Annotated in this window: 21 protein-coding genes; 13 read left to right on the top strand and 8 right to left on the bottom strand. The window is 66.1% G+C overall.

All coding sequences use genetic code 11. The features are described 5' to 3' along the window. Positions 1 to 18: 18 nt before the first annotated feature. The 5 genes from M3I53_RS15340 (at position 19) to M3I53_RS15320 (ending at position 8136) form a co-directional block, all read left to right on the top strand. Complete coding sequence (locus tag M3I53_RS15340) at positions 19 to 2142, top strand: 3-hydroxyacyl-CoA dehydrogenase NAD-binding domain-containing protein (RefSeq protein WP_254316772.1); 2124 nt, start codon at positions 19 to 21, stop codon at positions 2140 to 2142. 26 nt (positions 2143 to 2168) lie between these two features. Beyond that, positions 2169 to 3365 carry an acyl-CoA dehydrogenase family protein gene (locus M3I53_RS15335; RefSeq protein WP_254316771.1) on the top strand — a complete coding sequence of 399 codons (1197 nt, stop codon included), beginning with the start codon at positions 2169 to 2171 and terminating at the stop codon, positions 3363 to 3365. Between the two features lie 19 nt (positions 3366 to 3384). Then, entirely contained in the window at positions 3385 to 4521 is a 1137-nt protein-coding gene (locus tag M3I53_RS15330; protein WP_254316768.1) for an acyl-CoA dehydrogenase family protein, read from the top strand. Between the two features lie 52 nt (positions 4522 to 4573). After that, positions 4574 to 5788 carry a CaiB/BaiF CoA-transferase family protein gene (locus tag M3I53_RS15325; protein ID WP_254316767.1) on the top strand — a complete coding sequence of 405 codons (1215 nt, stop codon included), beginning with the start codon at positions 4574 to 4576 and terminating at the stop codon, positions 5786 to 5788. 269 nt (positions 5789 to 6057) lie between these two features. Continuing rightward, entirely contained in the window at positions 6058 to 8136 is a 2079-nt protein-coding gene (locus tag M3I53_RS15320; protein WP_254316766.1) for a VTT domain-containing protein, read from the top strand. Between the two features lie 16 nt (positions 8137 to 8152). Here the strand turns inward: M3I53_RS15320 and M3I53_RS15315 are convergent, their stop codons facing one another. Next, positions 8153 to 8425, bottom strand: a complete 273-nt coding sequence (locus M3I53_RS15315; RefSeq protein WP_254316765.1) for a hypothetical protein — start codon at positions 8423 to 8425, stop codon at positions 8153 to 8155. 297 nt (positions 8426 to 8722) lie between these two features. On the opposite strand from M3I53_RS15315, the gene M3I53_RS15310 reads away from it, so the two are divergent. Together M3I53_RS15310 and M3I53_RS15305 are read left to right on the top strand one after the other, a co-directional pair. Continuing rightward, positions 8723 to 9808 (top strand): Dyp-type peroxidase, encoded by a 1086-nt coding sequence (locus M3I53_RS15310; RefSeq protein ID WP_254316763.1) that lies wholly within the window; start codon positions 8723 to 8725, stop codon positions 9806 to 9808. Next, complete coding sequence (locus tag M3I53_RS15305; protein ID WP_254316761.1) at positions 9801 to 10601, top strand: family 1 encapsulin nanocompartment shell protein; 801 nt, start codon at positions 9801 to 9803, stop codon at positions 10599 to 10601. Before M3I53_RS15310 ends, M3I53_RS15305 begins: the two co-directional genes overlap by 8 nt. Positions 10602 to 10697: 96 nt before the next feature. Here the strand turns inward: M3I53_RS15305 and M3I53_RS15300 are convergent, their stop codons facing one another. Then, the gene (locus M3I53_RS15300) at positions 10698 to 12959 is read right to left on the bottom strand and encodes a TonB-dependent siderophore receptor (protein ID WP_254316760.1); all 2262 of its coding nucleotides are present in this window, start codon (positions 12957 to 12959) and stop codon (positions 10698 to 10700) included. A gap of 235 nt (positions 12960 to 13194) precedes the next feature. Here M3I53_RS15300 and M3I53_RS15295 point away from each other — a divergent pair, with 235 nt between their 5' ends. Both M3I53_RS15295 and M3I53_RS15290 read left to right on the top strand, forming a co-directional pair. After that, positions 13195 to 13515, top strand: coding sequence for a pyrimidine/purine nucleoside phosphorylase (locus M3I53_RS15295; RefSeq protein WP_254316758.1), 321 nt, complete (start codon positions 13195 to 13197; stop codon positions 13513 to 13515). 154 nt (positions 13516 to 13669) lie between these two features. After that, the gene (locus M3I53_RS15290; RefSeq protein ID WP_375542532.1) at positions 13670 to 15070 is read left to right on the top strand and encodes a chloride channel protein; all 1401 of its coding nucleotides are present in this window, start codon (positions 13670 to 13672) and stop codon (positions 15068 to 15070) included. Positions 15071 to 15074: 4 nt separating this feature from the next. Here M3I53_RS15290 and M3I53_RS15285 read toward each other — a convergent pair whose 3' ends face one another. The 4 genes from M3I53_RS15285 to M3I53_RS15270 all read right to left on the bottom strand — a co-directional run bounded on the left by M3I53_RS15285 (position 15075) and on the right by M3I53_RS15270 (position 19998). After that, entirely contained in the window at positions 15075 to 16223 is a 1149-nt protein-coding gene (locus tag M3I53_RS15285) for an enoyl-CoA hydratase/isomerase family protein (RefSeq protein ID WP_254316757.1), read from the bottom strand. A 3-nt stretch (positions 16224 to 16226) separates the two neighbouring features. Further along, positions 16227 to 17012, bottom strand: coding sequence for an enoyl-CoA hydratase (locus M3I53_RS15280; RefSeq protein ID WP_254316753.1), 786 nt, complete (start codon positions 17010 to 17012; stop codon positions 16227 to 16229). 19 nt (positions 17013 to 17031) lie between these two features. Beyond that, on the bottom strand, positions 17032 to 18756 hold the full coding sequence (locus M3I53_RS15275) for an AMP-binding protein (RefSeq protein ID WP_254316752.1): 1725 nt from the start codon (positions 18754 to 18756) through the stop codon (positions 17032 to 17034). 108 nt (positions 18757 to 18864) lie between these two features. After that, positions 18865 to 19998, bottom strand: a complete 1134-nt coding sequence (locus M3I53_RS15270) for an acyl-CoA dehydrogenase family protein (RefSeq protein ID WP_254316750.1) — start codon at positions 19996 to 19998, stop codon at positions 18865 to 18867. A 225-nt stretch (positions 19999 to 20223) separates the two neighbouring features. On the opposite strand from M3I53_RS15270, the gene M3I53_RS15265 reads away from it, so the two are divergent. From M3I53_RS15265 to M3I53_RS15250, 4 genes are all read left to right on the top strand, one after another. After that, positions 20224 to 21234 (top strand): AraC family transcriptional regulator, encoded by a 1011-nt coding sequence (locus tag M3I53_RS15265; protein ID WP_254316749.1) that lies wholly within the window; start codon positions 20224 to 20226, stop codon positions 21232 to 21234. 81 nt (positions 21235 to 21315) lie between these two features. Further along, complete coding sequence (locus tag M3I53_RS15260) at positions 21316 to 21588, top strand: DUF4148 domain-containing protein (protein WP_254316748.1); 273 nt, start codon at positions 21316 to 21318, stop codon at positions 21586 to 21588. 331 nt (positions 21589 to 21919) lie between these two features. Then, positions 21920 to 23221 carry an NCS2 family permease gene (locus M3I53_RS15255; RefSeq protein ID WP_254316747.1) on the top strand — a complete coding sequence of 434 codons (1302 nt, stop codon included), beginning with the start codon at positions 21920 to 21922 and terminating at the stop codon, positions 23219 to 23221. A gap of 154 nt (positions 23222 to 23375) precedes the next feature. Then, the gene (locus M3I53_RS15250; RefSeq protein WP_254316746.1) at positions 23376 to 23909 is read left to right on the top strand and encodes a cytochrome b/b6 domain-containing protein; all 534 of its coding nucleotides are present in this window, start codon (positions 23376 to 23378) and stop codon (positions 23907 to 23909) included. A 104-nt stretch (positions 23910 to 24013) separates the two neighbouring features. Here M3I53_RS15250 and M3I53_RS15245 read toward each other — a convergent pair whose 3' ends face one another. Together M3I53_RS15245 and M3I53_RS15240 are read right to left on the bottom strand one after the other, a co-directional pair. Further along, a complete protein-coding gene (locus M3I53_RS15245) occupies positions 24014 to 24304 on the bottom strand; it encodes a DUF1488 domain-containing protein (RefSeq protein WP_042266602.1) in 291 nt (96 codons plus the stop codon). Positions 24305 to 24647: 343 nt separating this feature from the next. Further along, a complete protein-coding gene (locus M3I53_RS15240) occupies positions 24648 to 24869 on the bottom strand; it encodes a DUF2964 family protein (protein ID WP_254316745.1) in 222 nt (73 codons plus the stop codon). Positions 24870 to 24924 lie beyond the last annotated feature (55 nt).

Here is a 24924-nt window from a genome sequence, read left to right as displayed (position 1 = left end):
TATGGAGACAGCATCGCCATGGCATCCGATCCCGTGAACGCCTCCCCCGTCACTCATGAACTGCGCGGCAAGGTGCTGCTTGTTACCGTCGACAATCCCCCCGTCAACGCGCTGGGCGTGGACGTGCGCCGCGGCCTCGCCGCCGCCATCGAGCATGCCGAGGCGAACGACGCCGTGCAGGCCGTGCTGATCATCGGCGCCGGGCGCAATTTCATTGCCGGCGCGGATATCCGCGAATTCGGCAAGCCGCCGCAGCCGCCCGCGCTGCCCGACGTCTGCAACCGCATCGAGGCCTGTCACAAGCCGGTGATCGCCGCCATTCACGGCGCGGCGCTCGGCGGCGGCCTCGAAGTGGCGCTCGCGGCCCACTACCGGCTCGCCGTGGCGGGCGCGAAGCTCGGCCTGCCCGAAGTGCAGCTGGGCCTGTTGCCCGGCGCCGGCGGCACGCAACGCACGCCCCGCCTGATCGGCGCCGAAGCGGCGCTCTCGCTGATGCTGAGCGGCCGTCACGCGAGCGCGCAGGAAGCCCACAAGCTGGGCCTCGTCGATCGGGTGGGCGCGAGCGACGACATCCTCGCCGAAGGCCTCGCCTACGCGCAGGAACTGCTCGCGGGTCATGCCCCGGTGCGACGCACGCGCGACGCCCGGGCGCTCGCCGATCGCGCCCAGGCGCAAGCCGCGATCGACGCCGCCCGCGCCGAAACCGCAAAGAAGTCGCGCGGCCTCTTCTCGCCGCTGAAGATCGTCGATTGCGTGCAGGCCGCGCTCGATCTTTCGTTCGACGAAGGCCTGCGCTTCGAGCGCAAGCAGTTCCTCGAGTGCCTCGAAAGCCCGCAGCGCGCGGGTCTCGTGCACGCATTCTTCGCCGAGCGCGAGGTGCAGAAGGCCCCTGAAACGAAGAGCGCGAAGCCGCGCGCGATCGACACCGTCGGCGTGATCGGCGGCGGCACGATGGGCGCGGGCATTGCCGTGGCCGTGCTCGACGCGGGGCTGCCCGTGACGATGATCGAGCGCGACGACGCCTCGCTAGCGCGCGGCCGCGCCCATGTGGAAAAGGTCTACGACGGCCTCATCGCCAAGGGCCGCATGAAGCCCGAGGCGAAAGCGCAGATCCTCGCGCGCTTTAGCGGCAGCACCTCGTACGACGCGCTTGCGAACACCGATCTCGTCATCGAAGCCGTGTTCGAGGACATGGCCGTGAAGCAGGCCGTGTTCGCCGAACTCGACCGCGTGTGCAAACCCGGCTCCGTGCTCGCGACCAACACGTCGTATCTCGACATCGACGCCATTGCGGCCAGCATCGAACGCCCGCAGGACGTAGTGGGCCTGCACTTCTTCTCGCCCGCCAACATCATGAAGCTGCTCGAAATCGTGGTGCCGAAGCAGGTGAGCGCCGATGTGGTCGCCACGGCGTTCGAGCTGGCGAAGAAGCTGCGCAAGGTGCCGGTGCGCGCAGGCGTGTGCGACGGCTTCATCGGCAACCGCATTCTCGCGGTGTTCCGCACGGCTGCGGATCATCTGATGGAAGACGGCGCTTCGCCCTATCAGATCGACAAGGCAGTGCGCGACTTCGGTTTTCCGATGGGCCCGTACCAGGTGGTCGATCTCGCGGGCGGCGACATCGGTTGGGCCACGCGCAAGCGCCGCGCCGCCACGCGCGACCCGAAGGCGCGCTACGTGCAGATCGCCGACCGCATCTGCGAGCGCGGCTGGTTCGGCCAGAAGACGGGCCGCGGCTTCTATCTCTACCCGGAAGGTGCACGCACGGGCACGCCCGATCCCGAAGTCGAGTCCATCATCCGCGCCGAGCGCGAGCGTGTCGGCATCGAGCCGCGCAGCTTCAGCGACGAAGCCATCATGCGCCGCTACATGGCCGCGATGATCAACGAAGGCGCGAACGTCGTGCATGAAAAGATCGCCCTGCGCCCGCTCGATGTCGATGTCACGCTGCTCTACGGTTACGGTTTCCCGCGCTATCGCGGCGGTCCGATGAAGTACGCCGATACCGTGGGCCTCGCCAACGTGCTCGCCGATATCCGCGAGTATGCGAAAGAAGATCCGCTGTTCTGGCGTCCTTCGCCGCTGCTCGTCGGACTGGTCGAGCGCGGCGAGAATTTCGCGAGCCTCAATCAATCGGCCTGAATGTGCCCTGAAGGAGCTTTTCACACATGGACCTCAAATTCACCGCCGAAGAAGAGGCGTTTCGCAGCGAAGTGCTCGCGTTCCTGAACGACCGGCTGCCGCAGCGCCTTGCCAGCAAGGTGAGCAACGGCCGGCACCTTACGCGCGACGACATGGCGCAATGGCACGCCATCCTCCACGAAAGGGGCTGGCTCGCGAATCACTGGCCGCAGGAATACGGCGGCCCCGGCTGGAGCGCCGTGCAGAAGTTCATCTTCGAGAACGAATGCGCGATTGCAGGCGCGCCGCGCATCGTGCCGTTCGGCGTGAACATGCTCGGGCCCGTGCTCATCAAGTACGGCAGCGAGGCGCAAAAGCGCTATTGGCTGCCGCGCATTCTCGACGGTTCGGACTGGTGGTGCCAGGGCTACTCGGAACCGGGCGCGGGCTCGGACCTCGCCTCGCTGCGCACCACAGCCGTTCGTGACGGCGACCATTACGTGGTGAACGGCCAGAAAACGTGGACCACGCTCGGCCACTACGCGAACATGATTTTCTGCCTCGTGCGCACCGCCACCGACGTGCGCAAGCAGGAAGGCATCAGCTTCCTGCTGATCGACATGAACACGCCGGGCATCGAGCTTCGCCCCATCGTCACGCTCGACGGAGAACATGAGGTAAACGAAGTATTTTTCACCGACGTGCGCGTGCCGGTGGCGAACCTGGTTGGTGAAGAAAACCGCGGCTGGACCTACGCGAAATATCTGCTCACGTATGAGCGCACGAATATCGCAGGCGTGGGCTTTTCGGTGGCGGCGCTCGCACGCCTGAAGCGCGCCGCGCAGAAAATCACCCGCAACGGCAGGGCGCTCGCGGAAGACCCGCAATTTGCGGCGCGCATCGCCAAGGTCGAAATCGATCTGGAGAACATGAAGACGACCAACCTGCGCGTGATCGCTGCGGTGGCGGGCGGCGGCGCGCCCGGTGCGGAAAGCTCGATGCTCAAGATTCGAGGCACCGAGATCCGCCAGGAGATTTCCTCGCTGCTGCGCCGCGCGAGGGGACCGTATGCCACGCCGTTCGTCGAGGAAGCGCTCGAAGCAGGGTATGCCGACGAGGCAATCGGGCCCGATGAAGCCGCCAGCGCCGCCGCGCAATACTTCAACAACCGCAAGCTGTCGATTTTCGGCGGCTCCAACGAAATTCAGAAGAACATCATCTCCAAGATGATTCTCGGTCTTTGAGATCTTTGAGAGGCACGCCATGGACTTCCAGCACACAGAAGACCGCCGCATGCTTGCGGACACGCTCAATCGTTTCATCACGGAGCAATACGGTTTCAATATGCGCGATACAATCGCGCGCTCCGAAGAAGGCTTTAGCGCAGGGATGTGGCAGCGCTTCGCCGAACTCGGCGTGATCGGCGCGCTGTTCGACGAGGCCGATGGCGGCTTTGGCGGCGCGGGCTTCGATGTCGCCGTGGTGTTCGAAGCGCTCGGGCGCGGACTCGTCGTCGAGCCTTTCCTCGACACGCTGATCGTCGGCCGCGCGCTCGCCCACGCGGGCAGCGAGGCGCAGCGCGCGCGCATTGCCTCGTTCATCGACGGCTCGCAAATCGCCGCCCTCGCGCACGACGAGCCGGGTTCGCACTACGAGGACGCACGGGTGGGGACGCGCGCGGAGAAAAGCGGCGATGGCTGGGTGCTGCAAGGCGCGAAGGGCGTCGTGCAGCTCGCCGAACACGCCGATGTGCTGCTCGTTTCGGCGCGTACCTCCGGGGATGAATTCGACGAAGCAGGCGTCTCCCTCTTCCTCGTGCCGCGCGACGCAGCGGGCGTGAGCTTGCGTGGCTACCGCAAGTTCGACGGCGGCCGCGCAGCGGAAGTGACGCTCGACAACGTGAAGGTGAATGCCGATGCGCTCGTCGGCGCGCGAGGCACCGGCTTCGCGACGCTCGAACATGCACGCGGATACGGCATCGTCGCGCTCGCATCGGAGGCCGTGGGCGCGATGGAAATCGCGCGCGACTTCACGCTCGAATACCTGCGCACGCGCAAGCAGTTCGGTTTGCCCATCGGCAGCTTCCAGGCGTTGCAGCATCGCATGGCGGACGTGCTGCTCGAAATCGAGCAGGCGCGCTCGGCGGTCATCAACGCGGCAGCGGCGATCGACGCGCCGCGCGCGCAGCGCGAACGTGCGCTTTCGGCCGCCAAGTACACGATCGGGCGCATCGGCGCGCGCGTGGCCGAAGAAGCGATCCAGCTGCACGGCGGCATCGGCATGACGTGGGAACTGCCGCTCGCGCACTATGCAAAGCGGCTCGTGATGATCGATCATCAGCTCGGCGACGAGGATCATCATCTCGCGCGCTATATCGCATTGGGGCGTGAGGCGGCGTGAGCCATGAAGGGGCGGCTGCGTTGCCCCGACAACGAACCAGGAGTACCTGTTGATGCAGACGGATAAAAACAGCTTGCCCCTGGCGGGCGTGCGCGTGCTCGATCTTTCGCGCGTACTGGCCGGACCGTGGAGCGCGATGGTGCTCGGCGATCTCGGCGCGGAGGTCATCAAGATCGAGCATCCAGACCGCGGCGACGACACGCGCGACTGGGGCGTGCGCGTCGGCAAGACCGAGACCGCGTACTTCAACAGCGTGAATCGCAACAAGCGTTCGATCACGCTCGATCTGCAAACGCCCGAAGGCCAGCAGATCGTGCGCGAGCTGGCGAAAACCAGCGACATCGTCGTGCAGAACTTCAAGTTCGGCGGCGCGCAGAAGCTCGGGCTCGGCTACGAGCAGCTGAGCGCAGAGAATCCGCGTCTCATCTATTGCTCGATTTCGGGCTACGACCGCACGGGACCCGAAGCGACACGCCCCGGCTACGACCTCGTCGTGCAGGGCGAAACGGGCCTCATGGCGATGAACGGCGAAGCCGACCAGCCGCCGCTCAAATTCGGTGTAGCGGCCGTGGATCTTTTCACGGGCATGTATTCCGCACAGGCAATGCTCGCCGCCCTCTACGAGCGCGAGCGCACGGGTCGCGGGCGCCACATCGAGATGGCGCTGTTCGATTGCGGCCTCATGATTACCGCTTACTACGGCCTCGAAGCGCTGCTGATCGGCGAGGACCCGCCGCGTTACGGCAATGCGCACCCGTCTATCGTGCCGTATGGCGTGTTCGATGCGGCCGATGGTCCGCTCGTCATCACCGTGGGCAACAACGCGCAGTTCGAGCGCTTTTGCCGCGAGGTGATCGAGCGCGCCGACCTCGCCGACGACGCACGCTACAAGACCAACATCCTGCGCGGGCAGAACCGCGACACGCTAGTGCCCGAACTCACGCGCGAACTGGGCAGCCGTCCGCGCAAACTCCTGCTCGAACGTCTCGCGGCCGCGGGCATCCCGTGCGGCGAAGTGGCGGGCTTGCGCGAGGCGCTGCTGTCGCCGCGCGCAACGCTTGGCGGGCTCGTCACGCAGCAGCCGCATCCGCATACCGAAAGCGGCACGACGCCGGTACTCGCGCCGCCGTGGCGCTTCGACGGCGAACGCCTGCCCGTGCGGCATGCGCCTCCGCAACTGGGCGAAGGCACGCAGGAGGTCCTGCAGTCGATGCTCGGCTATTCGGCGCAACAGCTCGCCGGCTTGAAAGAGAAAGGTGTTATCTGAGTCAGTCCCGGCCGTACCCGGACTCGCAGCGCAGCACCGCGATACGCCGCCCCCCTTGCGCGTCGCCGCCGCGCGACGCGACCGCCGCCTTCGCCCCCTCGCTTCGCCCCGCCCGGCCTCGCGTCGCACGTAGTTGCGCGCGCCCGGTTATATTGCGCCTGATGGTCCCGCACGCCGCTTGCGGCTAGTTGCGCAACGCCGGTGCGGACCGGCACCCGCCCGATCTCGCGCCCGTCCCGCGAGCCCCAGCAAACGAACCCGCCCCGCTCATGGAGCACGCCTACGATCATTTGCTGCACCTGCTCGCCGCGCACGCGACGTGGACGCTCGCCTTTGTCGTGGTCGCCGCTTTCCTCGAATCGCTCGCGTTCGTCGGCACGTTCATTCCCGGCAGCACGGCGATGTTCGTTGCCGGCGCGTTCGCCGCCACCGGCACCATCAACCTCGGCTGGCTGTTCGTCTGCGCCATTGCGGGCGCGGTGGCCGGCGACGGCGTGAGCTTCTGGATCGGCCATCGCTACCGCGGCTCGCTGGCCCAGATGTGGCCGTTCAGCCGCCACCCCGCCATTCTCGAGCGCGCGCACGCCTACTTCGTGAGCCACGGCACGCGCAGCGTGATCCTCGCGCGCTTCATCGCGCCGCTGCGCGCCGTGGTGCCGATCGTCGCGGGCATGGCCGGCATGAAGCCCATGCGCTTCTTCATGATGAACGTGATTTCCGCGCTAGTCTGGGCGCCCGCGCATATCGTGCCGGGCGTGGTGTTCGGCGCCTCGCTCCAGCTCGCGGGCGCAGTGTCGTTCCGGCTGGTGGTCGTCATCGGCATCGTCGCGCTCGCGGTCTGGCTCATCTGGCGCTTCGTGCGCATGCTGCTCCTGCACATCGACAGCTGGGCCGGCGCGTCACGGCGCAGCGCGGCGCAGTGGGCGGCGCAGCATCCCGGGCGCGCCTCGAAGCGCATCGCCCGCCTGCTCGACCCGGCGCAGCCCGCGCTCGGCCCCGTCATCGTGATCACGGGCCTCGTGCCGATCTGCGCGGCCGTGTTTTCCTATGTGCTCGGCAACGTGCTGCGCGGCGCGCCGCTCGTGCAAATCGACCAGTCCGTGCGCCAGTTCCTGCAGTCGATCCGCACCACCTGGGCCGACGCGGCCCTCGCGCGCGTCGAAACGCTCGGCAGCACCTGGACGCTCGCGGCGCTCATCGCGACGGCGGGCATCTGGATGGTGCTGGAGCGGCGTTGGCGCACCATCGCTTACTGGATGATCGCGGCGGCCGTTTCGCAGTTGCTCATCTTCATCCTGCGCTTCGTGATCCACCATACGTCGCCAGGCGGCGGCCAGGCCGTCGAGGCCTATGTGTTCCCGAGCGACCGCGTGTCGTCGATGGTGATCGTCTACGGTTTCGTGATGTTCCTGCTCGTGCGCCGCGCGAGCATGCTGGAGGCCGCGCTCGTCGCCGCGCTCGGCAACGCGATCATCGTGGCGGTGGCGTTCGCGGGGCTCTATTTCGACCGCTTCCTGTTCTCGGACGCGATCGGCGGCGCGGCCTTCGCAGCCATCTGGGTGGCGATCGTGGTGCTCACCTCGCTCTGGCGCTACCCCAAGCGGCCGCCGCAACGCGCATACGTGCCGCCCATCGTGCTCCTCGTGCTGGTCGGCGCCGTTCTGCTGCAGACCGTGCCGGCCGGGCGCACGCCCACGCCGCCCACGACCGCGGCGGCGCCGCCTGTCGTCCTCTCGCAAATGCAGTGGAGCGATTCGCTCTGGAGGACGTTTGCGTGCTATCGCTTCGACATGAAAGGCGCGCGCCGCGAGCCGATGACGATCCAGTGGGCCGCGAGCGCCGACGACCTGCGCGCGGCGCTGCGCGACGCGGGCTGGGCCGAAGGTCCGCAGATATCCGTGCGAAGCGTGCTATCGCTCGTCGCACCGAACGTGGACGTGATGTCGCTGCCGCTGCTGCCGAAGCTGAACAACGGCCTGCCCTCACCGCTCGTATTCGCCCGCGCGCGCCTCGCCGCGAAGCCAGGCGACGCGGGCGAGCCGGGCAGCCGCCGCGACGTGCTGCGCTTCTGGCCTTCGGGCTACGCGCTCGCGCCGCGGCGCAATGGAAACGGCACTGGCGATGGCCACGCGAGCAGCGGGGAGCCCACGCCGATCTGGGTCGGCTCGCTCGTCCACGAGCGGCTGCGGCGCGGGTCGTGGCCGTTCAACGTGGTCACGACCTATCCCGACGACGCCTCCGATCTAAGCGCCCCAGGCCAACCGGCGGACTGGCGTACGCTCGCGCTGCCGGGCGAGGTGAGCTGCGAAGGACGGCCTGTGAAGCTGATTGTGCAGGGCGGCCGCTAAAAAGGAAATTGAAGGCTCAGGCCGGGCTCTCGCCCCAGCTTCCCGTGGCATGGAAGCGGTCGATACGCTTGCGCGCGACCGCGTAGGCGGCGTCGAGCGCGGCGTCGGGGCCGGTGTAGTTGCGCATCATGTCGTGAAAGCGCACGCTTCGCCCTTCGACATGGGCGTCCGCGCCGTGGCGGCAGATATAGCCGCTGTAGTGGAACAGCGGCTCGGGCGCGCGCGGCCCGAACGCCGGAATCGGCAGCACCCAGATCTCGAAGCCTTCATGCTCGGTGTGGTCCCACATCGTGTGTCTCCTGTCGACCGGAGTTAGCGCTTTAGCGCTTACTCCGGTCCCATGCAAAGCTGTCGATCCGGAGTTAGCGCTTTAGCGCTTGCTCCGGTCCCATGCAAAGCTGTCGATCCGGAGTTAGCGCTTTAGCGCTTGCTCCGGCCTACCCGTCAGGGCACGTCGATATCACGATGACTATCGTCGCACGGCACCCACTCGCCTGCAAACGGCCGTTTTCCCCGAGTTTGGCTAAACTATGCGGGCGCAGCAAAACCCAAACCGACTCTGGACTCACGAGCGATACCCCACATCATGACGCCGGCCTCTCTCACGCAGGAACCGCAGTCCGTCTCCAGCGCCGTCACGCGCAATGCCTTCTTCATCGTCGCAACCGTCAACGACGACGCCGCGAGCCGCGCCACCGTGCGCGCCTGGTGCGCCGACGTCGCCAACCTCGTGCGCGCGGTCGGCAAGCGCGTGCCCGCCGGCAATCTGTCGTGCGTGGTCGGCTTTTCATCCGACGCATGGGACAAGCTGTTCGGCGAGCCGCGCCCGGCCGGCCTGCACCCGTTCCGCGAATTCGGCACCGGCGAGCGCAAGGCCATCGCCACGCCGGGCGACATCCTGCTGCACATTCGCGCTGATGAAACCGACCTCTGTTTCGAGCTGGCCACCCAGCTCATGTTGCGCCTCGAAGGTGCGGTCACGACCGTGGACGAAGTGCACGGCTTTCGCAACTTCGACATGCGCGCGATGATCGGCTTCGTCGACGGCACCGAGAATCCGACGGGCAACGACGCCGTCCATTTCACGGTGATCGGCGAAAGCGAAGATCCCGAATTCTGCGGCGGCAGCTACGTGCTCGTGCAGAAGTACATGCACGACATGAAAGGCTGGAACGCGCTTTCAGTGGAGGCCCAGGAGCACATCATCGGGCGCACCAAGCTCCAGGACATCGAACTCGACGAAGCCGTGAAGCCGAGCTGGTCGCACAGCTCGCTCACGACGCTCGAAGACGACGCGGGCAACGAGATCAAGATCCTGCGCGACAACATGCCGTTCGGCCGGCCCGGTTCGGCCGAATTCGGCACCTACTTCATCGGCTACGCGCGCTCGCCCGAGCCGATCGAACAGATGCTCGAAAACATGTTCGTGGGCCTGCCGCCCGGCAACTACGACCGGCTGCTCGACTTCAGCCGCGCCGTCACGGGGGGACTCTTCTTCGTGCCGTCGCAGACGCTGCTCGAAGCGCTCGCCGAAGTCGACCCGGGCGCCGCGCCCACCGTCGAGGTGAGCGCCGCCCATGCATCGGAAACAGAAACCGAGCCAGCCGCCGCGCCGAGCGCGGACGGCTCGCTCGCCATCGGATCCCTCAAAGGAGCACCCCGGTATGAATAACCTCCATCGCGAGCTGGCGCCCATTTCCACGGCCGCGTGGTCGCAAATCGAAGAAGAAGTTGCGCGCACCTTCAAGCGCTCGCTCGCGGGCCGCCGCGTCGTGGACGTCGAGGGCCCCGGCGGCCCGGCGCTCGCCGCAGTGGGCACCGGCCACCAGAACGGCATCGAAGCGCCGCTCGAAGGCATCCGCGCGCGCCAGCGCGAAGTGAAGGCGATCGTGGAATTGCGCGTGCCGTTCGAACTTTCGCGCGACGCCATCGACGACGTGGAGCGCGGCGCCGAAGACTCCGACTGGCAGCCGGCCAAGGACGCGGCCACGCGCCTCGCGTTCGCGGAAGACCGCGCGATTTTCGATGGCTACAGGGCCGCGCAGATCACGGGCATCCGCGAGGGCTCGTCGAATCCTGTCCTGCCGATGCCGGCCGATATCGCCGATTACCCGACGGTCATCGCCAAGGCGCTCGAACAGTTGCGCCTGCAAGGCGTGGACGGCCCGTATGCGGTGCTGCTCGGCTCCGATGCGTACACGGCGGTGAGCGAAGCGAGCGACCAGGGCTATCCGATTCTCGAGCACATTCGCCGCCTGGTGAATGGCGAGATCATCTGGGCGCCGGCCATCGAAGGCGGCGCGATCCTGAGCACGCGTGGCGGCGATTTCGCGTTCCACCTCGGGCAGGATGTGTCGATCGGCTATTCGTCGCATGACGACAAGAGCGTAAAGCTGTATCTGCAGGAGAGCTTCACGTTCATGATGCTGACCTCCGAGGCTTCTGTGGCGGTGAAGCCGGAGTAAGCCCGAGCTGATTCCCGCAGGCGATGAAAAAGGGGCGCTCTTTTCGAGCGCCCATTTTTTATGACTCGCCGTTACCGCCGCGAGCGGCATTCGCGGTCACTGATAGAAGTTCACCGTCACCACCGCCGAGCGGCCCGGCGCCCAGGTTGCGTAGATCGGGTACGCACTCTGGTAGTACTCCTTGTCGAAGATGTTGTTCACATTGAGCTGCAGATCGATCTTCTTCGACACACGCCACGTCGCCGCAGCATCGAAGCGCGCATAGCCCGGTATCCACTTGCGCGAGGTCGCCGAAACCGACGCATACGTCAGGCTCGACACCGTTGCGCCCGCACCCACGTTGAGCTTCGGCAGCACGTCGTAGCTCGTCCACAGCGTGAAGTTGTGCTTGGGCACCATCATCATCGGCAGGCCGGAAAGCGCGGGGCTCGCCGGGCCGGCATCGGTCGTGATCGCATCGAGGTACGAATAGCCGCCGAACACCGACCACTTGTTCGTCACGTTTCCCGCGAAACCAAATTCGAAGCCGCGTACGCGCTGCGAGCCCGCGTTGATCGTGCCGCCCAGGCCGTCGCTCACGCGCGCGTTGGTCTTGTCGGTCTGGAACAACGCCGTGGTGAGCGAGAGGCGCTGATCGAGCACGTCCCACTTCGCGCCCACTTCGATATTGCGCGAACGCTCGGGCGCGAGGTCCTTGTTCGTGGCCGTGATCTGGTCCGTGCCGCCGCCAAGGCCTGAATTCGAGCCCGGCGGATTCGCCGAGGTGCCATACGACGCATAGAGGCTCACGGTCTGCACCGGCTTGAACACGAGGCCGAACTGGTAGCTGAAGAGATTCGACGTGTTCGACAGATCGGCCACGCCCGCCTGCTGCGCGCTCACGTCATAGCGGTCGAAGCGCAAGCCCGCGTTGAAGATCCAGCGCTCGGAAAGCTGCACGCTGTCGAACATATACGCCGAAGCGATGTTCGTCTGCGTATGCGTGGCAGGTCCCGGGAAGCTCTTGTCGCCGTTGAGGACGATGCTGCCCGTCCACGGGTTATTCGGGTTCCAGTTGTTGATCGACGCGCAGTTATACGCAATCGCGCACGGTCCCCCCGAGCGAATGTTGTTTCCGGCCGAATCGGTCACGAGATAGCCCTCGTACAGGTCCTGCTCGTGGCTGAATTCCACGCCCGCCGTGAACGTGTGGCGCATGCCGTACAGGTCGAACCTGGCCGAAGCCTCGGTCTGGTTCGCGACGCTGTTGGTCGCGTACTTGCCGCTCTTGGCCTGCAGGCTGAGGATGTTCGAGGTCGCGTTCGTCAACTGCGGATTGGTCGCCACGTAGTCGAGCGTCGAGCGGCCGAACATCGTCGTGTTCTTGATTTTCCACGCGTCGTTGATGCGGTGCTCCACCTTCACTTCGCCCGTATCGGTCTGGCCGTAGCGGTAGTCGCGCGAATTCAGGCCGTAGAACTGGCCGCGGTTGGACGATACCGGCGTGCCGCCCGTCGAGCGGAACGGCACGCTGAAGTCGGGCATGTCGTAGGTGTTCAGGTGGTAGTAGCTCACCGTGACCGTGGTCGGCGTGTTCAGGCCGAACGCGATTGAGGGCGCCACGCCCCAGCGTTTGCTGTACACGTCGGTGCGGCCGGCCTGGTCGGCGTCGTGGCCCATGGCGTTCAGGCGGAACGCGGTGGTGTCGTTGAGCGTCTGGTTCCAGTCAATGGTGGCGCGCCGGTAGCTATCGGTGCCAAGGCCCACGCTGCCGTTGATGAAGTTGTCGGCCTGCGGCGTTTTCGTCGTGATGTCGATGCTGCCGCCGACCGAGCCGCGCCCGGCATATACCGAGTCCGGGCCCTTGATGACGCTGATGTTCTGCACGTCGAAGGTTTCGCGGTTCTGCACGCCAGAGTCGCGCATGCCGTCCACGAAGATCGAGTTGCGCGACTCGAAGCCGCGAATCACGGGCCGGTCCGCGGACGGATTCGCCGCCGCGTCGCCGCCCAGGAACGTGATGCCGGGCACCGTGCGCAGCGCGTCCTGGAACGTCGTGACGTTCTTCTCCTTGAGCACCTGCTCCGGAATCACCGTGATCGAGCGCGGCGTGTCGATGAGCGGCGCGGTGAACTTGTACGAGTCGAGCGCTTTGGTCTGCATCTCGGAAGGCGCCGAAACGACTTTCACGGCGGGCAGCGTGCTTTCCGCGGCCCCGGCGGACGATGCAGCCATTGCTGCGGCTGCGCTCGCGGCGGCGGGACTATCGGCGGCGGGCGCGGTTTGCGCGTGAACGAGAGGCGCTGCGAAGAAACCTGAGCAATGGAGCGCAGCGACGGAGGCGATGGCACGCATCCGCGTCGGGAAATGGACGGACATGAGTTAGCGAGTTGGTCGGCGAATTATCGTAGTTGCAAATGCGTATGATTCGCATTTGTGATAACGATTGTAATAACTCGTCACTTTTTTGTAAACGTTCAATTCGCAACTCATACGGCGGCAGGGCGGTGCCAGGCGCCCGCCGCGCCCGAGTGCCGGTATGATGGCGGCCTCGCCCCGGACGACACGTCGGCCCGGCGCCCGTTTCCATTCACGAAGACAGAGGAAGACCGCCATGACGGCAGCAGCACAATTCGACCAGGTTTCCGTAATCAAACGCGCCAACGTCTACTTCGACGGCAAGTGCGTTTCGCACACCGTGCTGTTCGCCGATGGTTCGCGCAAGACGCTTGGCGTGATCCTGCCGGGCACGCTGAACTTCGGCACCGACGCCGCCGAACTGATGGAAGTGCAGGCCGGCCAGTGCCGCATCCGCCTCGAAGGCACCGACGAGTGGAAGACCTACAGCGCCGGCGAGTCGTTCTCGGTGCCGGGCAAGAGCCGTTTCGACATCGAAGTGGTCGAGACGCTCGACTACGTCTGCAGCTACCTGTAAGCGCTGCATCGATTCGAACGGCCGCCGCGTGACTCGCGGCGGCCGTTTTCGCTTTTACCGGGCGCGCTGAACGTGCTCGACGCGCCGCCCGCATGCCCTCGCTACAATGGGCGCCAGCCCGTCGCCTGGCGACTCCCACGCCTGTCTTCCCGCCGTGTCATCCTTCTCGCCCCAGCCCGCGCCCCAACCCGCTCCGCGCCTGCGCGCCAACGCCGATCGTCCGCCTCCACGCAGCCCGCTCGTCACGCTGGCGAGCGTGACCGTGCTCACCGGCATCGGCGCGGGTCTCGGCGGCATGCTGCTCGCGCTGCTGCTGCACGCGATCCAGCATGTCGCCTATGGCTACGGGGCGGGACACATCATCGGCGAGGAGAGCTTTCTGCAGGGCGTGACGGATACCGCGCCCTGGCGGCGCGTGGCGGTACTCGTGGCGTGCGGGCTGATTGGCGGCGGCGGATGGTGGGCGCTCTACCGCTACGCGCGCCCGCTCGTGAGCATCAGCGCGGCGATCAAGCCGGGCGGCAAGCGCATGCCCATTTTTGCGACCACCGTGCACGCGCTGCTGCAGATCGTGACCGTCGCGATGGGTTCGCCGCTTGGTCGCGAAGTCGCGCCGCGCGAGATCGGCGCCGCGTTCGCGAGCTGGCTCGCGAAGCAAACGGGCCTCACCGCGGCGGAGCGCCGCGTGATGATCGCGTGCGGCGCGGGTGCGGGGCTCGCAGCCGTGTACAACGTGCCGTTGGGCGGTGCGATGTTCGTGCTCGAAGTGCTGCTCGGCACGTTCGGCTGGTCGGTGGCGGTGCCGGCGATCAGCACCTCGGCCATTGCGGCCGTGATCGCATGGATCGGTCTCGGCGATGCGCAGCAATACCACGTGCCCGCCTATGGCATCAATGCGCAGCTCGTGGTGTGGTCGGTGCTCTGCGGGCCGCTGTTCGGCGCGGCCGCGCACGCATTCTCACGCGTGACGAGCCGCGCGCGCGACGCCTCGCCCAAAGACTGGCGGCTGCCGCTCTACACGCTGGTGAATTTCGCGGGCATTGGCCTGTTGGCCATCTGGTTTCCGCAGTTGCTCGGCAACGGCAAGGGCGCGACGGGCCTGAGCTTCGACGACAATCTCGGCATCGGCCTTGCGGCCACGCTGCTCGTGCTGCGCGTGTTCATCACGACGACCACGTTGCGCGCGGGCGCCAAGGGCGGCCTGCTCACGCCGGGGCTCGCGAACGGCGCACTGCTCGCCATCGTGATCGCCGGGCTCGTGAACCATGTGTGGCCCGGTCTGTCGCCGGGGGCATTTGCGATCGTCGGCGCGGGTGCGTTTCTCGCGTCCTCGATGCAGATGCCCATCACCGCGACCGTGTTGATTCTCGAATTCACTCACGCGAATCACGATCTTGCGATTCCGCTGCTGCTCGCGGTGGCAGGTTCGGTCGCCACGCTGCGTCTGCTGTCGCGTGCGCAGGCCCCTTCCCATGGCGCGCCCGCAGCTGGCGCCGAACGTGAACTGCGGCTCGCCGCCCTGCGCGAGCCGTCGGCGCGCGAATCCTCCGACTGATGTGCTATTGGCCGAGGTCAGCCAGCGGATGCGCCTCGCCGCGCCACGGCGACGCCAGAAAATGCTGCACGCGTTCGGTCCGGACTTCGACGAGCGTCGCGGGCGCCCAGCGCGGCTTGCGGTCCTTGCCGACGAGATGCGCACGCACGCCCTCACAGAAGTCGCCTTCCTCGATCGCACGGCCAACGATGCCAAGCTCCATGCGGAAGCACTCCGCGAGCGTCATCTGGCGGCCGCGCAGCAGTGCTTCGCGCGTGACTTCGAGCATCGTGGGCGAATAGTGCGTGAGCGCTTCGAGTGTGGCTTCGAGCCACGCTCGTTCGGCTTGCGCGTGTTCGCTTTCGAGGTCGGCTCGTAGCGATGCGACGATCTGTTCGACACGCAGACGGCGGTCGAAGTGCCGCACGATGAGCGGCGTGAAGGAAGCGAGCGCACCATCGTTAGCCTCGTGACACGGCGCGATGAATACTTCGCGCAACGAAGCATGCACATCGCCCGACCATTGCGCCGCCAGCAGACGCGCCTCATAGCCATCGAGCCATTCGCCCGGCACGCAGGCATCCGCAAGACCGCAATGCAGCGCGTCCGCGCCGCTGAGCATTGCGCCGGTCAGGCCCACGTAAAGCGCCATTTCCACCGGCATCTTCGCGAGGAAGTGCGTTGCGCCCACATCGGGCAAGAGGCCAATACGCGTTTCTGGCATCGCGATCTTTGTGCGCGAAGTCGCCACGCGCAGCGCCGCCGCCTGGCCGAGACCCATGCCGCCGCCCATCGTCACGCCGTCGAGCAGCGCGACGAGCGGCTTGGAAAACGTGTGCAGCGCGTAGTCGAGGCGATATTCGTCGACGAAGAACTGCTGCCAGCCGTTCGCGCCTTCGCGTGCTTTCTCGCACGCGAGCCGATAGATCGCGCGCACGTCGCCGCCCGCGCAAAAGCCTTTCGGGCCTGCTCCTTCCAGCACGAGCGCGACGATGCGTTCGTCTGTGCGCACGCGTTCCAGCAGCACGGCCAGCTCGCGCACCATGGCGTGCGAGAGTGCATTGAGCGCAGCGGGCCGGTTGAGCGTGACGATCGCCACGCGATTGACCACGCGAAACAGCACGTCCTGTTCGGCTTCCGTTGCAGCCTGGGCGGAAGCGGGTGTTGCATTCATTGCCTAGTTCTCCGTTTCAATATGCCAGCGTGGCTTGCGCTTCTCCAGAAACGCGTTGACGCCCTCGCGCTGGTTGGGCGAATCGAACAAATCGACGAAGCGCTCGCGCTCGACGGCGAGCGCGGCGCCGCGCGGCACGCCGTTGCGCGCCTGATGGATCAGCGATTTGCTGAAGGTGACCGCCTGCGGGCTCAAGCCCGCCACGCGCGCGGCCATGGCGAGCGCGGCCTCGCGCGCGCCGCCCGTTGCGACGACTTCCTCCACGAGACCGATGCGCAACGCCGTTTGCGCGTCCACGCGTTCGCCCGTGAGGATGATGCGCTTGGCCCAGCCTTCGCCCACGAGCCAGGGCAAGGTCTGCGTGCCGCAGCCGGAGGGCAGCAATCCCACGGCAGGCTCGGGAAGCGCGAGCTGCGCATGCGCCTCGGCAATGCGGATATCGCATGCGAGCGCGCACTCCAGGCCGCCGCCCATCGCATAGCCGTTGATTGCCGCGAGGACCACGGGCCGCGCCTTCTGCAACGCCTTGAATGCCGCGCCGAATGCGCTCGCCGCCGTGCGTGCGACCTCGCGATCGCCACTGGCGAAGGCATTGAGGTCGGCGCCCGCGCTGAAGAACTTCGGCCCGCTGCCGGTAATGACCACCGCGCGCACCTGCGGCTCGCGGTCGAACGCCTCGACGACCTGCTGGAGCTGACGCAAACCGTCGACCGTAAAGGCATTCGCAGGCGGCCGCGAAAGCGTGAGCAGGGCCACCGCGCCCTCATGCGCGTACTCGAATTCGATCATTTCGGACTCCGTGTGGATATCAGCGCAGCTCGGGGAAATCCTCTTCCCAATACTCGTCGGGCTGGCGCGCGGGTTCGGCGCTGCGCTCCATTTCGCGCCGGCGCAGCTCGACGCGGCGGATCTTGCCCGAGATGGTCTTGGGCAGGTCGCTGAATTGCAGGCGGCGAATGCGCTTGTACGGCGCGAGCTTTTCTCGCGAGAAGCGGAACACCTCGCGTGCGAGTTCGGGGCCCGCCTCAAAGCCCTGGCGCACGATGACGAAGGCCTTCGGCACGGACAGGCGCAATTCGTCCGGACTTGGCACGACCGCCGCCTCGGCGATCGCCTCGTGCTCGATCAGCACGCTTTCCAGTTCGAACGGACTCAGGCGGTAGTCGGACGACTTGAACACGTCGTCGGCGCGGCCCACGTAGACGTAGTAGCCGTCGTCGCGGCGCAAGGCGACATCGGACGTGTGGTAGTAGCCGTTGCGCATGGCGTATTCGCTCGCCTTCGGGTTATTCGCGTAGCCCGTCATCAGGCCGAGCGGACGCTGCGCCGAATCTCGCCCAACCGGCAGCGCGATTTCGCCCTCGCTTGCGGGCCGATCGTCGGCATCGACGAGTTCCACGCGGTAGCCCGGCAGCGGCCGTCCCATCGAACCCGCCGCCACGGGCTGGCCCGGCGAATTGCCGATCTGGCAGGTCGTTTCGGTCTGGCCGTAGCCGTCGCGGATCGTAATGCCCCACGCATGCCGCACGCGCTCGATGATCTCGGGATTGAGCGGCTCGCCCGCGCCCACGATCTCGCGCAGCTTCACCGCATAGGTTGCGAGCGGCTCCTGCACGAGCATGCGCCAGACGGTGGGCGGCGCGCAAAGCGTGGTCACGCCGCATTGCACGATTGCGGCAAGCGTGTCTTTCGGCACGAAGCGTGCGTAGTTGTAGACGAACACGCAGGCCTGCGCGTTCCACGGTGCGAAGAAGCAGCTCCACGCGTGCTTGGCCCAGCCCGGCGAACTGATGTTCCAGTGGACGTCGCCGGGCACGAGGCCGATCCAGTACATCGTCGAAAGGTGGCCTACGGGGTAGCTCTCGTGGGTGTGTTCGACGAGCTTGGGCTTCGAGGTCGTGCCCGACGTGAAATAGAGCAGGAGCGGGTCGGTGGCGCGCGTCGGGCCGTCGGGTTCGAACGCGGGGCTTGCATCGTACGCGTGCGAAAGGTCGATCCAGCCTTCGCACGCACCGGGCGCCGCGCCTACCGCAATGCGCTTCACGCCTCGGTCGAGCGCATCGAATTTGCCGAGTTCGGCGGCGTCCACGACGACGTAGCGCGCGCCGCCCGTTTCCACGCGTTCGCGCACGTCGTCGGGCGAGAGCTGTGTCGTGGCGGGCAGCACGATGGCGCCCAGCTTCATCGCCGCCAGCATCACGTCCCAGAGTTCGACGCGATTGGGCAGCATCAACAGCAAGCGGTCGCCACGCGTCACACCCTGCTCGCGCAGAAAATTCGCCATGCGAGACGAGCGCTCCGACATCTGCGCGAACGAATAACGCGTGCCGCCGTCCGCGAGGTCGTCGACGATCCAGAGCGCCGGGTTGTCGTTGCCGCGCGCCATCACGTCGAAGTAGTCGAGCGCCCAGTTGAACATGTCTAGCTTCGGCCACGCGAATTCCTCGTACGCGCGAGCGTAGTCGGTACGGTGACGCAGCAGCAACTCGCGTGCGTCGATGAAGGCCTGCGCGGAAGGGGTGAACCCGGTCATCGTCGTCTCCTGTCGAGCCGGAGTTAGGGCAAAGCACTTACTCCGTCCCATGCATAGTTATGGCGCATACGCGCTCGCTTATTGTTGCTTCGTCTTCCTCACTTCATTTCAAAGCTGCCGTGCAATCACCATCCTCTGCACTTCGCTCGTGCCTTCGTAAATCTGCGTGATGCGTGCATCGCGGTAGTGACGCTCCACCGGATAGTCATTCAGGAAGCCGTAGCCACCATGAATCTGAATCGCGTGGGAGCACACTTCCTCGGCCATTTCGGAAGCATAGAGCTTGGCTTGCGAAGCCTCGGAAAGACACGGTTTGCCAAGCGTGCGCAGCCGCGCCGCGTGATGCACGAGATGGCGCGCCGCGTTGATGCGCGTGTGCATGTCCGCGAGCAGGTTGGCCACGCTCTGATGCTTGATAATAGGCTCGCCAAACTGCACGCGTTCGTGCGCATAGGCACGCGCCGCGTCGAAGGCCGCGCGCGCGATGCCCAACGCCTGCGCGGCGATGCCAATGCGTCCGCCTTCCAGATTCGCCAAAGCGATCTTCAGGCCCTCGCCGCGCGCGCCAAGCAGATTGCTTTCTGGAATCTCGCAGTCCACCAGCGAGATCGGGCAGGTGTCCGAAGCGCGGATGCCCATCTTTTTCTCGAGCGGCCCGACATTGAAGCCCGGCGTGTCCGTCGGCACGATGAACGCGGAAATGCCGCGCTTGCCGGCGTCGGGATCGGTCACGGCAAACACGATGGCAATGTTCGCGCGAGAGCCGTTGGTCACGAACTGCTTGTTGCCGTTGAGCACCCACTTGCCGTCGCGCAGCTCGGCGCGCGTGCGCAGGTTGCTCGCCTCGGAGCCTGCCTGCGGCTCGGTCAGGCAAAACGCGCCGATCAGCTCGCCGCTCGCGAGCTTGCCCAGCCAGCGGTCCTTTTGCGCGTCGGTGCCGAACTGCAGGATCGGCCCGCAGCCCACCGAGTTGTGCACACTCACGAGCGTCGCGCACGAGGCGCAGCCGGCCGCGATCTCTTCCATGGCGAGCGCGTAGGCCACGTAGTCGGTGTACGAGCCGCCCTGCTCCTGCGGCACTATCATGCCGAGAAAGCCCAGTTCGCCCAATTGCTTGACGACCTCGTCGGGCAGCTTGCCGTCGCGGTCCCATTGCGCCGCATTCGGCGCCAGTTGCCCGCTCGCAAAGTCGCGCGCGGCGTCGCGAATCATGCGCTGGTCGTCGGTGTAGAACTCGTCCATGTGTGTCCCCTTCTTGTGTCTCTTGCGCTGCCTTCCACTGTGGCGCGATGCGGCCCCGGCTGCAAGGCTTGCGAAAAGTGTAGGCACGCGAGCGAGCGTATTCGATGCCCGCCACGCTCAAAATCGCTGATCGGATTTACCATGTCGGCTGTGACAACCCCTTTGGAAGGCGGCTTTGTGCAACCGGCGAGAATTCAGAAACTGAGCAAAAAAGGCACGATCTCGATGAGCCTCGTGAACGAGACGCTCGCGCTGGCGCGCGCGGGCGGCCTCGAAACCGCGCCGCTCACGGATGCCGCCGGCATCGCGCCGGCCGTGCTGCTCGCGCCCGGGGCGCGCGTGAGCGCGGCGCAATACGGCCAGTTGTGGTCGGGCATCGCGCGCGCGCTCGACGACGAATTCTTCGGCCAGGATTCGCACGCGATGAAAAGCGGCAGCTTCATCGCCATGACGCACTCGGCGCTCGGCGCCAGCACGGGCCGCCAAGCGCTGCAGCGCGCCGTGCACTTCATGCGGCTCGTGCTCGACGATCTGTCCGGAGAGATCGATATCGACGCCACGCGCGTGCGCGTCACGCTCTCGCATCGCGCGGGCAAACCCACGCCCACCATGTTCGCCTACGCCACCTGGTTCATCCTCGTCTACGGGCTCGTGTGCTGGCTCGTGGGGCGGCGCATTCCGCTTCTCGCGGCACGCTTTCGCTGCCCGCAACCGGGCGTCGCGCACGAATACCAGCTCATGCTCTGCGACGACATGGACTTCGATCAGCCGTCCACGTGGTTCGAATTCGCGCCCGGCTTCCTCGAACTGCCCGTGATCCAGACCGCCAGCTCGGCACGGGCGTTTCTGCGCAACGCGCCCGGCAACTTCGTCGTCAAGTACCGCAATCCGGGCTCGTTCGCGGCGCGCGTGCGACGCGCGCTGCGCGCCCTGCCAGTCGCCGCGTGGCCCGATGCCGACGCCATCGCGCAACGGCTGAACGTGGCGCCCGCCACGCTGCGCCGGCGGCTGAGCCAGGAAGGCCACAGCTGCCAGTCAATCAAGGACGAACTGCGCCGCGACCTGGCGATCGCGGCACTACAGGAGCCGGGCCGCTCGGTCGCCGATGTCGCCGCCGCGGTCGGGTTCGCGGAGCCGAGCGCGTTTCACCGGGCGTTCCGCAAATGGACCGGACAGCGCCCGACCGACTACCGCACGGCAAACGCCCGCAACGACGTTTCGAAGCGTGGCGGGTAACCCAGGCAGCACCGATCCCCTTTGACTTAGTGAGATAGCGCCTATACTTTTAGGGATATCCCTAATATGAAAGGCCTTGCCATGAACTCCCTTCCGCGTGTGGCGCTCGGCGTCCTTGCCGCAGCGTGCGGCTTCGCGTCGGCTGTGGCGGTGGCCCAACCGTACGATCCCTCACAACCGCTGACTCGAGCCCAGGTCCGTGCGGATCTGATCGAATGGCGGCAGGCAGGTTACGATCCGCTCGACTGGATCGACTACCCGGAAAACGCGCAACGCGCTGGCGCGATCGTCGCGCAACGGCGTGCGGCGCGCGGCGGCGCGGGATATGGCGCTCCCGCCGGTCAAATGCAGTAGTAATCGCTTGATTGCAGGACGGCCGCAGTAACCCGGCACCGGCGAAGCAACGCCCGGCGCCCGGGGCGCGGCTACGCCCAATTCCTCCCCGCGGGCGCACTCGCCGCGCCCTCTCACGCTTGCTACCGCAACGCGCGCTGTTGTAACCGTTTCACGCTCACGACGATGGCTTCTCTGCGCCCGACGGACAATTGTTTACAATCGCGCCCGTAGCCGCGCGCTGCGGCATGCGCGCGCGGGCACGTCAAGGATCAGCCTGCGCCGGCTACACGCAAGACACCACACCAACAAGCAGCGAACAACCCGCTCGACTCTCAAGGGCCCGATCTTCATGGACGCCATCAAACGCTATTTCGGTTTCGAAGAAGCAGGCACCAACCTGCGCACCGAACTGCTCGCCGGTATCACGACTTTCCTCACGATGGCTTACATCATCTTCGTGAATCCGGCCATTCTCGGCGACGCCGGCATGCCCAAAGAAAGCGTATTCGTCGCCACCTGCCTCGTCGCGGCGCTCGCCTCGCTCGTCATGGGCCTCTACGCGAACTACCCCATCGCACTCGCGCCCGGCATGGGCCTGAACGCGTATTTCGCCTATACGGTCGTGAAGGGCATGGGCTTCACATGGCAGGCCGCGCTCGGCGCGGTGTTCATCTCCGGGTGCCTGTTCTTTATCGTCACGCTGCTGCGCGTGCGCGAAGCCATCGTCAATGGCATTCCGCATTCGATCCGCGTGTCGATCACGGCGGGTATCGGTCTCTTCCTCGCCATCATTTCGCTGAAGACCTCGGGCGTCGTGGTCGGCAGCCCGGCCACGCTCGTCGAGCTCGGCAACCTGCACGATCCGCACACGATCCTCGCGATCATCGGCTTCTTCGCGATCGTCACGCTCGACGTGCTGAAGGTGCGTGGCGCGATCCTGATCGGCATCGTGGGCGTCACGATTCTCTCGTTCTTCTTCGGCGGCAATCAGTTCCACGGCGTCTTCGCGCCGCCGCCGTCGATCATGCCGACCTTCGCGCAACTCGACATCAAGGCGGCGCTCTCCACGGGCGTGCTCAACGTAGTGCTCGTGTTCTTCCTCGTCGAGCTGTTCGATGCGACCGGCACGCTGATGGGCGTGGCCAACCGCGCCGGCCTGCTCGTGCACGGCAAGATGCACCGCCTGAACCGCGCGCTGCTCGCGGATAGCACGGCGATTCTCGCGGGCTCGATTCTCGGCACCTCGTCGACCACGGCGTATATCGAAAGCGCCTCGGGCGTGCAGGCGGGCGGCCGCACCGGCATGACTGCGCTCACCGTGGCCGTGCTGTTCCTCGCGTGCCTGTTCGTCGCGCCGCTCGCGGGCGTCGTGCCGGGCTACGCCACGGCGCCGGCGCTGCTCTACGTCTCGTGCCTGATGCTGCGCGAACTCGCTGATCTGCCCTGGGACGACGCCACCGAAGTCGTGCCCGCCACCCTCACAGCGCTTGCCATGCCGTTCACCTACTCGATCGCCAACGGCGTGGCGTTCGGCTTCATCTCGTATGCGGGCCTGAAGCTCCTCACCGGCCGTGTGCGCGACGTGAAACTGATCGTATGGATCATCGCCGCCGTGTTCCTGTTCCGGTTCTTCTATCTCGGCAACGCGTAAATGCAAAAGGGTGGCTTCGCGCCACCCTTTTTGTTTTGATTCGCCGCCGCCCCCCTCAGAATCAAACTTCCCAGCCGCATGGCTGCCCCGCACGGCGCGTCCTCCTTATCATTGGGAACTATCGTCAGATTCCCCGCGCATCAGGAGCCGCCACGTGGCAACTTACTCCGCCGCAACCGAACGCTACACGAAGCCCGCCATCTTCTTTCACTGGGTCATCTTCCTGCTCATCGCGCTCGCCTGGCTGGCCATCGAGGTGCGCGGCCCCAAGGGCACCGACAGCCGCGCGTTCTGGAGCAACGTGCATTTCTGGGCGGGCTCGCTCGTGCTCGCGCTCGCCGTGCTGCGCCTCGCGTGGCGTCTGTGGCGCGGCGCGCCTGCGGGCATCGACTCCATCGCGCTGCTGTCGTTTCTCTCGCGTCTCGTACATCTCGCGCTCTACCTGTTCATCTTCGTGCAGCCGCTCCTCGGCATTCTGATGATCAACGCCGGCGGCCATCCGGTCACGCTCGCGGGGTTCAATCTGCAGATCGCGCTCATCGGTCCGGACCCGGCCGCGCGCACGTTCTTCAAGGACGCACACGTGCTGATCGGCAATCTGTTTTATTGGGTGATCGGGCTGCACGCGCTCGCAGCGATCGCGCATCACGTGGTATTTCGCGACAACACGCTGCGCCGCATGTTCTAGCAGCAGGGCGGCACGCGCGTAAACGAACGCCGCGCCACAACGGGCGCGGCAAGATAATTCGTTTGGCCGGAAAGCGGCCGCGTCCTGTGGGCGCTCTTTGTCGACTACGCGTTGGCGTGCGCCTGCACGAAACGCACGTAGCCGCTGCGCAGCACGAGACATTGCGCACGTGTTTCGGAGAGCAAACGGCGCGCGCAGGCCTCGATGCGGTCGCGATGATGGTCGAACGCGCTGAGCATGTCTTCGGCGCGCGGCGAAGCCGCCCCGAAGTGATCTTCCAGCGCCGCCGCCGTGATCAGACACTCCACCCGCTCGCCATCGATCATCGCCGGAAACGCCAAGGTCAGGTCTGGGCCCGAGTACTCGGGCACCTCATTCGGAAACATGATCTGCATGGGGGCGCCTTTGGTGGAGGGTGAAAAGGCCGCATCCAACCGTCCTCGGGCTGCCCCAACCTGGTGCCTGGGAACACCCCGATCCGGCTCGCGCGGATCGATACCAACCCTCGCGAACCACACGTTCGCGCAGGTGGATTTGATTCACTTTAGACGACTTCCTGCCGCCCGCAAGGTCGACATTGTCATACGCCTGAAATAGCGAGCGGCGTCCTCGTCCGATCCCTTTTTCGTGAGTGCAGCATGCGCGCGCGCCGTTGCGCGCACAAACACTGTCCTCCCGGCCCTGCGCCAACGCGCTGCGCCGGTTGCCGCATCGCACCATGTGCGCCACCGGGGCGCGTCACGATTCGCGATGCCGGTGCTGCTCGAGATCTTCGAGGTCTTTCGGGTGCAGGGTTAGCATCACCACGAACGCGACGACCCCAACGGCCACGGTCACCATTCCGGAGAGCACGACGTTGTTCTCGTCGAAAATCAATCCGTCGATCGCATACCCGAGGCCAAAGAGCGCAACGAACGTGGCGAGCACCGCCAGCACGATCCTCAATTCGCCGTGCACCATGACGAACTCCGCTACTCAGCGGGGGCGCGACGCGAATGCGCCCTCCCCTTCATCA

It is taken from the genome of Paraburkholderia sp. CNPSo 3272, assembly GCF_024206495.1.
Taxonomy (GTDB): Bacteria; Pseudomonadota; Gammaproteobacteria; order Burkholderiales; family Burkholderiaceae; genus Paraburkholderia.
This window is presented reverse-complemented; position numbering and strand designations above follow the sequence as displayed.